The sequence below is a fragment of the Rathayibacter rubneri genome (assembly GCF_023743255.1).
Classification (GTDB): domain Bacteria; phylum Actinomycetota; class Actinomycetes; order Actinomycetales; family Microbacteriaceae; genus Rathayibacter; species Rathayibacter rubneri.
Window position 1 is genome coordinate 20,210 of sequence record NZ_JAMRYM010000043.1, and the last position, 9,604, is coordinate 29,813.

Below are 9,604 nucleotides of genomic sequence, written 5' to 3' on the forward strand. Positions count from 1 at the left end.
CGAGACGCCCGGGACGACCCCGGGCAGGAAGTTGTACAGCGAAGTATGACCGAGCACAGCGAGGCGAACGCGCCCTTCGACCTGATCACCATCGGCCGCTCCGGCGTCGACATCTACCCGCTCCAGGACGGCGTGGGCCTCGAGGACGTCGAGACCTTCGGCAAGTACCTCGGCGGCAGCGCGGCGAACGTCACCGTCGCCGCGGCGAAGCACGGCCTCAAGGCCGGCATCATCACCCGCACCGGCGACGACCCGTTCGGCCGCTTCGTCTCGCGCGAGCTCGAGCGCCTCGGCGCCTCCGCCCGCTTCGTCCGCACCGTGTCGGGGCTGAACACGCCGGTCACGTTCTGCGAGATCTTCCCGCCGGACGACTTCCCGCTCTACTTCTACCGCGCGCCCAAGGCGCCGGACCTGGTGATCAACGTGAACGAGCTCGACCTCGACTCGATCGCCCGGGCCCGCATCTACTGGTCCACGGTCACCGGCCTCTCGGAGGATCCGAGCCGCACCGCGCACCACACGGCGTGGGAGGCGCGCGGCCGCCGCCCGCTCACGATCCTCGACCTCGACTACCGCCCGATGTTCTGGAAGTCGCCCGAGATCGCCCGCCGCGAGGTCTCCCGCGCTCTCGAGCGCGTGAGCGTGGCGGTCGGCAACCGCGAGGAGTGCGAGATCGCGGTCGGCGAGACCGACCCGCACCGCGCCGCCGACGCGCTGCTGGACCGCGGGCTCGACCTCGCGATCGTCAAGCAGGGCCCGCGCGGAGTGCTCGCCAAGACGCGCGACGAGACCGTCGAGGTCGCCCCCTACCCGGTCGACGTGGTGAACGGCCTCGGCGCCGGCGACAGCTTCGGCGGCGCCCTCTGCCACGGCCTCCTCCAGGACTGGTCGCTCGAGGAGGTGCTCCGCTTCGCGAACGTCGCCGGAGCGATCGTCGCGAGCCGCCGCGAGTGCTCCACCGCCATGCCCACCACCGACGAGGTCGCCGACATCGTGAGGAGCATCTCGAATGTCCCTGCCTGACACCCTCTCCGCTCTCGACTTCGCGTCGCTGCGCGAGATCAGGACCACCGCCCCCGAGACCGTGCTGCCGCGGGTCCGCGACCGCGCCCGGCGGCCGCTGCTCGCCGAGGACGGCAAGCTCTTCATCGTCGCCGCCGACCACCCCGCGCGCGGTGCGCTCGGCGTCCGCGACGACCCGACCGCCATGGCCGACCGCTACGAGCTGCTGGCCCGTCTCGTCACCGCTCTCGAGCGTCCCGGCGTCGACGGCGTGCTCGGCACGCCCGACATCATCGAGGACCTCGCCCTGCTGGGCGCCCTCGAGGGCAAGGTCGTCGTCGGATCGATGAACCGCGGCGGCCTCAAGGGCGCGCGCTTCGAGATGGACGACCGCTTCACCGGCTACGACGTGCCGAGCATCGCGGCGTCGGGCATCGACTTCGCGAAGCTGCTCATCCGCATCAACCTCGCCGACTTCGCCACGGTCGCGACCATCGAGGCCACCGCCCGCGCGGTCGACGCCGCCGCGGCCGCGCAGGTCCCGATCATGCTCGAGCCGTTCCTCAGCCGCTGGGCCAACGGGGCGGTGCAGAACGACCTCTCCCCGGAGGCCGTGATCACCTCGATCGCCGTCGCCGCCGGCCTGGGCAACACGTCCGCCTACTCCTGGCTGAAGCTCCCCGTCGTCCCCGAGATGGAGCGGGTGATGGCGTCGACGACGCTGCCGACCCTCCTCCTGGGCGGCGACCCGACGGGCAGCCCCGCCGAGACGTACGCGTCGTGGGATGCGGCGCTCGCGCTGCCCGGCGTGCGCGGCCTGGTCGTCGGCCGCACCCTCCTCTACCCGGCCGACGGCGACGTCGCGGCCGCTGTCGACACCGCCGCCGCCCTCGTGCACGGCTGACCCGCCCCACTTTCGAGAAGAGAAGCAGGAACCATGTCCGAGACCACGGGGACCACTCCCCTCCACCAGCTCCCCGTCGTGCCGCACTGGATCGACGGCCGCGAGTCCCCCTCGACGTCGGGCCGCACCGCCCCCGTCTTCGACCCGGCGCTCGGAGTCGCGACCAAGGAGGTCGCGCTGGCCGACGACGCCGAGATCGAGGCCGCCATCGCCTCGGCGAAGGCCGCGTTCCCGGCCTGGCGCGACCTGTCGCTCGCCAAGCGCCAGCAGATCCTCTTCCGCTTCCGCGAGCTGCTCGAGGCGAAGAAGGGCGAGCTCGCCGACATCATCACGTCCGAGCACGGCAAGGTCGTCTCGGACGCCCTCGGCGAGATCACCCGCGGCCAGGAGGTCGTGGAGTTCGCGACCGGCCTCGCGCACCACCTCAAGGGCGAGTACTCCGAGCAGGTCTCGACCGGCGTCGACATCTACTCGACCAAGCAGCCGCTGGGTGTCGTCGGCATCATCTCGCCGTTCAACTTCCCGGCGATGGTGCCGATGTGGTTCTTCCCCATCGCGATCGCCGCCGGCAACACGGTGATCCTCAAGCCGTCCGAAAAGGACCCGACCGCCGCGATCTGGATGGCGCAGCTGTGGAAGGAGGCCGGTCTCCCCGACGGCGTCTTCACGGTGCTCAACGGTGACAAGCAGGCCGTCGACGGACTGCTGACCCACCCCGACGTCCGCTCGATCTCGTTCGTCGGATCCACTCCGATCGCCCAGTACGTCTACGAGACCGGCACCAAGCACGGCAAGCGCGTGCAGGCCCTCGGCGGGGCGAAGAACCACATGCTGGTGCTGCCGGACGCCGACCTCGACCTCGTGGCCGACTCCGCCATCAACGCCGGCTTCGGCTCCGCGGGCGAGCGGTGCATGGCGATCTCGGTGGTCGTCGCGGTCGAGCCCGTCGCCGACGAGCTCATCACCAAGATCCAGGACCGCGCCGCGAAGCTGCGCATCGGCGACGGACGCCGCGGCTGCGACATGGGCCCGCTGGTCACCGAGGTGCACCGTGACAAGGTCGCCTCCTACATCGCGATCGCCGAGGAGGACGGCGCCGAGGTCGTCATCGACGGCCGCGGCATCGAGGTCGACGGCGACCCGAACGGGTTCTGGCTCGGCCCGACGCTGCTCGACAAGGTGCCGACCACGTCGCGCGCCTACACCGAGGAGATCTTCGGACCGGTGCTGTCGATCGTCCGAGTGGCCACCTACGAGGAGGGCGTCGAGCTCATCAACGGCGGCGCGTTCGGCAACGGCACGGCGATCTTCACGAACGACGGAGGAGCGGCCCGCCGCTTCCAGAACGAGGTCCAGGTCGGCATGATCGGCATCAACGTCCCGATCCCGGTGCCCGTCGCGACGTTCTCGTTCGGCGGCTGGAAGTCGTCGCTGTTCGGCGACACCAAGGCCCACGGCGCGGAGGGGGTGCGCTTCTTCACCCAGCAGAAGGCGATCACGTCGCGCTGGCTCGACCCCAGCCACGGCGGCATCAACTTGGGCTTCCCCCAGAACTGAGTTCCTGGGCCTCTCTCCTCGCTGCGCTCGTCGATCGGCCGCGGTCGGCTCGCGAGGGTGGCCGGGTTCCGCAGAGCGTCCTGCGTCCGCGCACGACGATCCGCTGACACGCGGATCGCCGGTTGCGCTCGCTCACCCCTGCTGGTCGAGTAGCCGCCGCAGGCGGCGTATCGAGACCCCCGTCATCAGCAGTGGCGGCAGCAAGGCCGCCCACCCCTTCGCTGGTCGAGTAGCCGCCGCAGGCGGCGTATCGAGACCCCCCACCCGACTCCCACCCACCACCTCCCACGGAAGGCCCCGCAGATGAGCACGCCGAACGAATGGGTGTTCCCGAAGGGGGCCCTCCTGCGCGACGGGTGGGAGTCCGTCGTCGACGGCGCCGTGCCCGGCTGGCAGCACACCGGCCTGCGCGTCGCCGACCTCACCGCCGGCGTCGTGCTCGCGCTCCCCGCCGACGGCGTCGAGCGCCTCGTCGTCCCCCTGTCCGGATCGTTCACGGTCCGGCACCAGAGCTCGGGCCCGTCGGAGACCACCCTGCTGGAGGGTCGGGTCTCGGTCTTCGACGGTCCGAGCGACGTCCTCTACCTCTCGAGCCTCGCCTCCGCGACGCTCGAGGGGCAGGGGCGCGTCGCCGTGGCCGAGGCGCCGACCACCGAGGTGCACCCGAGCCGCCACATCACCCGCGACGAGGTGCCCGTCGAGCTGCGCGGCGCCGGCCGCTCGAGCCGCCAGGTGCACAACTTCGGCACCCCGCAGTCCCTCGAGGCCGGGCGCTTCATCGTCTGCGAGGTCATCACTCCGGCCGAGAACTGGTCGAGCTACCCTCCGCACAAGCACGACGAGCTCGTCCCGGGCCAGGAGTCGCGCCTCGAGGAGATCTACTACTTCGAGACCGCCGTCTCGAAGGGCCTCGACGCCCCGGCGCAGGCCGACCCGTTCGGGTTCCTCCGCACCTACTCCTCCCCCGCGGGCGAGATCGACGTGCTCGCCGAGGTCCGCACGGGCGACATCGCCCTGCTCCCCTACGGCTGGCACGGCCCGTGCGTCGCGGCCCCCGGCTACGACCTCTACTACCTGAACGTGATGGCGGGGCCCGACCCCGACCGCGTCTGGCACATCTCGGACGACCCGGCCCACGGCTGGATCCGCGCCACCTGGGAGGGTCAGGACGTCGATCCGCGACTCCCCTACGACCGCCCGCGCGACGACCGCTGACACCCCACCCTCGACGAAGAAGGACACCTGCACATGAGCACCACGAGGCGGATGACCGTCAGCCAGGCGCTGATCGAGTTCCTCGCGAACCAGTGGACGGTCGACGGCGACCACCGCGAGCGCACCATCGCCGGCACGTTCGGCATCTTCGGGCACGGCAACGTCGCCGGCATCGGCCAGGCGCTGAAGCAGTTCGAGGCCGAGCAGCCCGGCGTCATGCCCTACCACCAGGCCCGCAACGAGCAGGCCATGGTGCACCAGTCGGTCGGCTGGGCGCGCATGCGCCGCCGCCGCTCCACCTTCGCCAGCGCCGCGTCCGTCGGCCCCGGCGCGGCGAACATGCTCACCGGAGCCGCGCTCGCCACCACGAACCGGCTGCCCGCGCTGCTGCTGCCCAGCGACACCTTCGCGACCCGCGTCGCGGATCCGGTGCTGCAGCAGATCGAGCTGCCGCACGACACGAGCGTGCAGGTCACCGACGCGTTCCGTCCGCTCTCGCGCTTCTTCGACCGCGTCGACCGCCCCGAGAAGCTCTTCTCGATCGCCCTCGCGGCGATGCGCGTGCTGACCGACCCGGCCGAGACCGGCGCCGTCACCATCGCGCTCCCCGAGGACGTCCAGGCCGAGACGATCGAGGTGCCGGAGGAGTTCCTCGCGCCCCGCGAGTGGCACGTCCGCCGTCCGCTGCCCGAGAAGGGACCGCTGGCGCGCGCCGTCGAGGCGATCCGCTCGGCGCGGAACCCGATCGTCGTCGCGGGCGGCGGAGTGATCTACTCCGGCGCCGAGGACGCCCTCCGTGCCCTCGTCGAGGCCACCGGCATCCCGGTCGGCACCTCGCAGGCCGGCGGCGGCTCCCTGAACTGGGACCACCCGCAGTACCTCGGCGGCATCGGCGCGACCGGCACGACCGCCGCGAACCGCCTCGCCGCGCAGGCCGACGTGGTCATCGGAGTCGGCACCCGCTACTCCGACTTCACGACCGCGAGCCGCACCGCCTTCCAGAACCCCGACGTCACGTTCGTCAACGTCAACGTCGCGTCGTTCGACGCCTACAAGCACGGCTCGCAGCTGCCCGTCATCGCCGACGCCCGCGAGGCGCTCGAGGCGCTGCTCGGCGCGCTCGAGGGCTGGCGCGTGAGCGAGGACTGGGCGCGCATCGCCGCCGAGGAGAAGGGCGCCTGGGACGCCGCGGTCGACCGCTCCTTCGCCCCCTCCGGCCTCGAGCTGCCCGGCCAGACCGAGATCATCCACGCCGTGCAGTCGGCGTCCGACCCGCGCGACGTCGTGATCCAGGCCGCCGGCTCGCTCCCCGGCGACCTGCACAAGCTGTGGCGGGTGCGCGACAGCCTCGGCTACCACGTCGAGTACGCCTTCTCGTGCATGGGCTACGAGATCGCGGGCGGACTGGGCGTGCGCCGCGCGGCTCCCGACCGCGACGCCATCGTCATGGTCGGCGACGGCTCCTACCTCATGCTGCACACCGAGCTGGTGACCGCGGTGGCCGAGGGCCTCAAGATCATCGTCGTGCTCATCCAGAACCACGGCTACGCGTCGATCGGGCACCTCTCCGAGACCGTCGGCTCCGAGCGCTTCGGCACCTGGTACCGGTACCAGGACGAGCGCGGGCTCTTCCAGGGCAACGACGTGCTGCCCGTCGACCTCGCCGCCAACGCGCGCAGCTACGGAGTGGACACCATCGAGGTCCAGCCCGGCCCGGACGCGATCGCGGACCTCCGCGACGCCGTCGCCGCCGCGAAGGCGTCCGACACCACGACGCTCATCCACATCCACAGCGACCCGCTGCTCTACGCCCCCGACGGCGAGGGCTGGTGGGACGTCCCCGTCTCGGAGGTCGCCACGCTCGACTCGACGATCACGGCCCGCGAGGCCTACGTCGAGCAGCGCCGCCTCCAGCGCCCCCTGCTCGGCTGACGCCGACCCCCGTCGACGCCTCGCCGACGCCGACAGCACCGACTCCGACCCGCACCGACCACGAAGGACACCGTCGTTCCATGAGCACCGACTCGACCACCCCCGGCTCCGCGCAGGGCCTGCGCATCGGCACCGCCCCCGACTCCTGGGGCGTGTGGTTCCCCGACGACCCGGGCCAGATCCCGTGGCGCCGCTTCCTCGACGAGGTCGTCGCGGCGGGCTACGAGTGGATCGAGCTCGGTCCGTTCGGCTACCTGCCGACCGATCCGCACGAGCTCGAGGACGAGCTGGGCTCGCGCGGCCTGAAGCTCTCGGCCGGCACCGTCTTCACCGGCTTCCACAAGGGCGAGGACCAGTGGAAGCGCGCCTGGGACCAGGCGCTCGACGTCGCCGGCCTCGCCTCGAAGCTCGGCGCCGAGCACCTCGTCGTGATCCCCGACCTCTGGCGCTCGGACGCGACGACCGAGCTGCTCGAGTCGCGCACCCTCGACGACGAGCAGTGGGCGAAGCTCGCGGCGGGCCACGATCAGCTCGGCAAGGCGCTGCTCGAGGAGTTCGGCATGAAGCAGCAGTTCCACTCGCACGCCGACAGCCACGTGGGCACGTACCGCGAGGTCGAGCGCTTCCTCGCCGAGACCGACGCCGCGTACACCAACCTGTGCCTCGACACCGGCCACTTCGCCTACTACCTCGGCGACAACGTGAAGCTCATCGAGGCGCACCCCGAGCGGATCGGCTACCTCCACCTCAAGCAGGTCGAGCCCGACATCCTCGCCGCCGCGCTCAAGAACGACACCCCGTTCGCCACCGCCGTCGCCCAGGGCGTCATGACGGAGCCGCCGCACGGCGTCCCGGCGTTCGCCCCGATCATCGAGGCGGTCGCCGCGATCGACCCGCAGATCTTCGCGATCGTCGAGCAGGACATGTACGGCGTCGACATCGACGTGCCCGGCCCGATCGCCGAGCGCACGTTCCGCCACATCTTCGGCTGCACCGCGATGGCCCGCGTCCGCTGACGCCGGCACCCCCGTTTCGAAGGAGAACCAGACCCATGACGCACACCACCACCCCCTCCGGCGACCTCCGCGTCGCCGTCGTCGGCGCCGGCATGATGGGCTCGGACCACGTCCGCCGCATCACGCAGAAGATCTCGAACGCCGCCGTCACCGCGATCATCGAGCCGTTCGAGGAGCGTGCGCAGGCCGCCGCCGCCCTCGCTCCCGGCTCGGTCGCCGTCGCCACCATCGAGGAGGCGATCGACCGCGACCTCATCGACGCCGTCGTCATCGCCACCCCCGGCCCGTACCACGTGCCCGTGCTGCTGCCCGCGCTCGAGGCGCGGCTCGCGATCCTCTGCGAGAAGCCGCTCACCGAGGACTCCGAGGACGCGCTGCGCATCCTCGAGGCCGAGCAGCAGCTCGACCGCCCCTACATCCAGGTCGGCTTCATGCGCCGCTTCGACGACGAGTACATCCAGCTGCAGGAGCTCATCCGCGGCGGCGAGCTCGGCGCACTGCTCGGCACCCACCACCGGCACCGCAACGGCGCCGTGCCCGACACGTACACGAACTCGATGCTCATCAGCGACTCCGTCGTGCACGAGATCGACATCGTCAACTTCCTCACCGGGGAGAAGATCGTCGGCATCGAGGTGAAGAACCTCAAGCGCAACTCGCTCAATGCGTCGGGCTTCAACGATCCGATCCTCGCTCTGCTCTACACCGAGTCGGGCGTCCTCGCCGACGTCGAGATGAACGTCAACGTGCGCTTCGGCTACCAGGTGAGCACCGAGGCCGTGTTCGAGCAGGGCATCGCGAGCATCGGAGCCACCCGCGGCCTCGTTCAGCGCTTCGACGGCCGCATCTCGCAGGCCGAGAACCCCTCGTTCAAGGAGCGCTTCAGCGCCGCCTACGACGCCGAGTTCCAGGCCTGGGTCGACGCCGCGCGCGCCGGCCGCATCGGCGGACCCTCGGCGTGGGAGGGCTACCTCGCCACGGTCGCCGCCGAGGCGGGAGTGCGCGCGATCACGAACGGCACTCTCGAGTCCGTCGAGTACATCGCCCAGCCCGCGTTCTACGCGTGAGGATCGGACCATGGTGAAGATCGCCCTCGACCCCACGCCCTTCCACAGCACGCACGAGCTGCTGGAGTTCCCGCGCCTCGTCGCCGACCTCGGCTACGAGTGGATGCAGCTGACGCCGCACCCCGACTTCATCCCGTTCCACCGCCGCGCCCGCGCCGACGACGAGCTGGTGGGCGCCCTGAAGAAGGCGGTGTCGGACGCCGGCATCGGCATCTGCGCGCTGCAGCCGGTGCTGCGCTGGTCGTCCCCCGACGAGTCGCTGCGCCAGTACGCGGTCAGCCACGCGAAGCGCGTGATCGAGATCGCCGTCGAGCTGGGCGTGCCGGTGATCAACACCGAGTTCAGCGGCCGTCCCGAGGCGCAGGAGGAGTCCGAGAACTCCTTCTACCGCTCGATGGAGGAGCTCGTGCCGATCCTCGAGCGCGAGGGCGTGCGGATCAACTTCGATCCGCACCCCGACGACTTCGTCGAGGAGGGCCGCGAGGCCCTGCGCGTGCTGCGGGGCGTGAACTCCCCCGCGATCGGCTTCGTCTACGTCGGCGCGCACAGCTTCCACCTCGGCGGCCTCGGCGGCGACGCCGAGGGTATCGTCGCGGCGGCCGGAGACAGGCTGGGCGCAGTCTTCGCGGCCGACACCTTCGACCACCACCGCTCCCACGGCCTCCGCTACATCTCGAACCCGCCCGGCAACGCCGCCCGCGTGCACCAGCACCTGGCCATCGGCGACGGCGACGTCGACTGGGAGCAGCTCTTCGCCGCCCTCGCGACGAACGGCTTCCTCGACCGCGAGGAGTCGATCCTGGTCTCGAACGTCTTCGCCGAGGACGAGACCGCCGAGGCGACGTCGCGCGCCCAGCTCGCGCGGATCACGGAGCTGGTCGCGGGGGCGCGGGGCTGAATCGCGGCGGGGG

Annotated in this window: 8 protein-coding genes; all 8 read left to right on the forward strand. The window is 71.3% G+C overall.

Annotated elements, in window-relative coordinates:
* Window positions 1-45 precede the first annotated feature (45 nt).
* Complete coding sequence (iolC, locus tag NB037_RS11040) at window positions 46-1,023, forward strand: 5-dehydro-2-deoxygluconokinase (protein WP_251945708.1); 978 nt, start codon at window positions 46-48, stop codon at window positions 1,021-1,023.
* Window positions 1,010-1,906, forward strand: a complete 897-nt coding sequence (locus tag NB037_RS11045; RefSeq protein WP_251945709.1) for a Cgl0159 family (beta/alpha)8-fold protein — start codon at window positions 1,010-1,012, stop codon at window positions 1,904-1,906. The genes iolC and NB037_RS11045 overlap by 14 nt, the downstream gene beginning before the upstream one ends.
* A 33-nt stretch (window positions 1,907-1,939) precedes the next feature.
* Window positions 1,940-3,463: a CoA-acylating methylmalonate-semialdehyde dehydrogenase gene (locus NB037_RS11050; protein ID WP_251945710.1), complete on the forward strand. Its 1,524-nt coding sequence runs from the start codon at window positions 1,940-1,942 to the stop codon at window positions 3,461-3,463.
* Between the two features lie 303 nt (window positions 3,464-3,766).
* Window positions 3,767-4,678, forward strand: coding sequence for a 5-deoxy-glucuronate isomerase (gene iolB, locus NB037_RS11055; RefSeq protein WP_251945711.1), 912 nt, complete (start codon window positions 3,767-3,769; stop codon window positions 4,676-4,678).
* Between the two features lie 33 nt (window positions 4,679-4,711).
* On the forward strand, window positions 4,712-6,610 hold the full coding sequence (gene iolD / locus NB037_RS11060; RefSeq protein WP_251945713.1) for a 3D-(3,5/4)-trihydroxycyclohexane-1,2-dione acylhydrolase (decyclizing): 1,899 nt from the start codon (window positions 4,712-4,714) through the stop codon (window positions 6,608-6,610).
* Window positions 6,611-6,690: 80 nt separating this feature from the next.
* Window positions 6,691-7,626 carry a sugar phosphate isomerase/epimerase family protein gene (locus tag NB037_RS11065; RefSeq protein WP_251945714.1) on the forward strand — a complete coding sequence of 312 codons (936 nt, stop codon included), beginning with the start codon at window positions 6,691-6,693 and terminating at the stop codon, window positions 7,624-7,626.
* 35 nt (window positions 7,627-7,661) lie between these two features.
* Window positions 7,662-8,693 (forward strand): Gfo/Idh/MocA family protein, encoded by a 1,032-nt coding sequence (locus NB037_RS11070; protein ID WP_251945715.1) that lies wholly within the window; start codon window positions 7,662-7,664, stop codon window positions 8,691-8,693.
* 13 nt (window positions 8,694-8,706) lie between these two features.
* Window positions 8,707-9,591, forward strand: coding sequence for a sugar phosphate isomerase/epimerase family protein (locus NB037_RS11075; RefSeq protein ID WP_251945717.1), 885 nt, complete (start codon window positions 8,707-8,709; stop codon window positions 9,589-9,591).
* Window positions 9,592-9,604 lie beyond the last annotated feature (13 nt).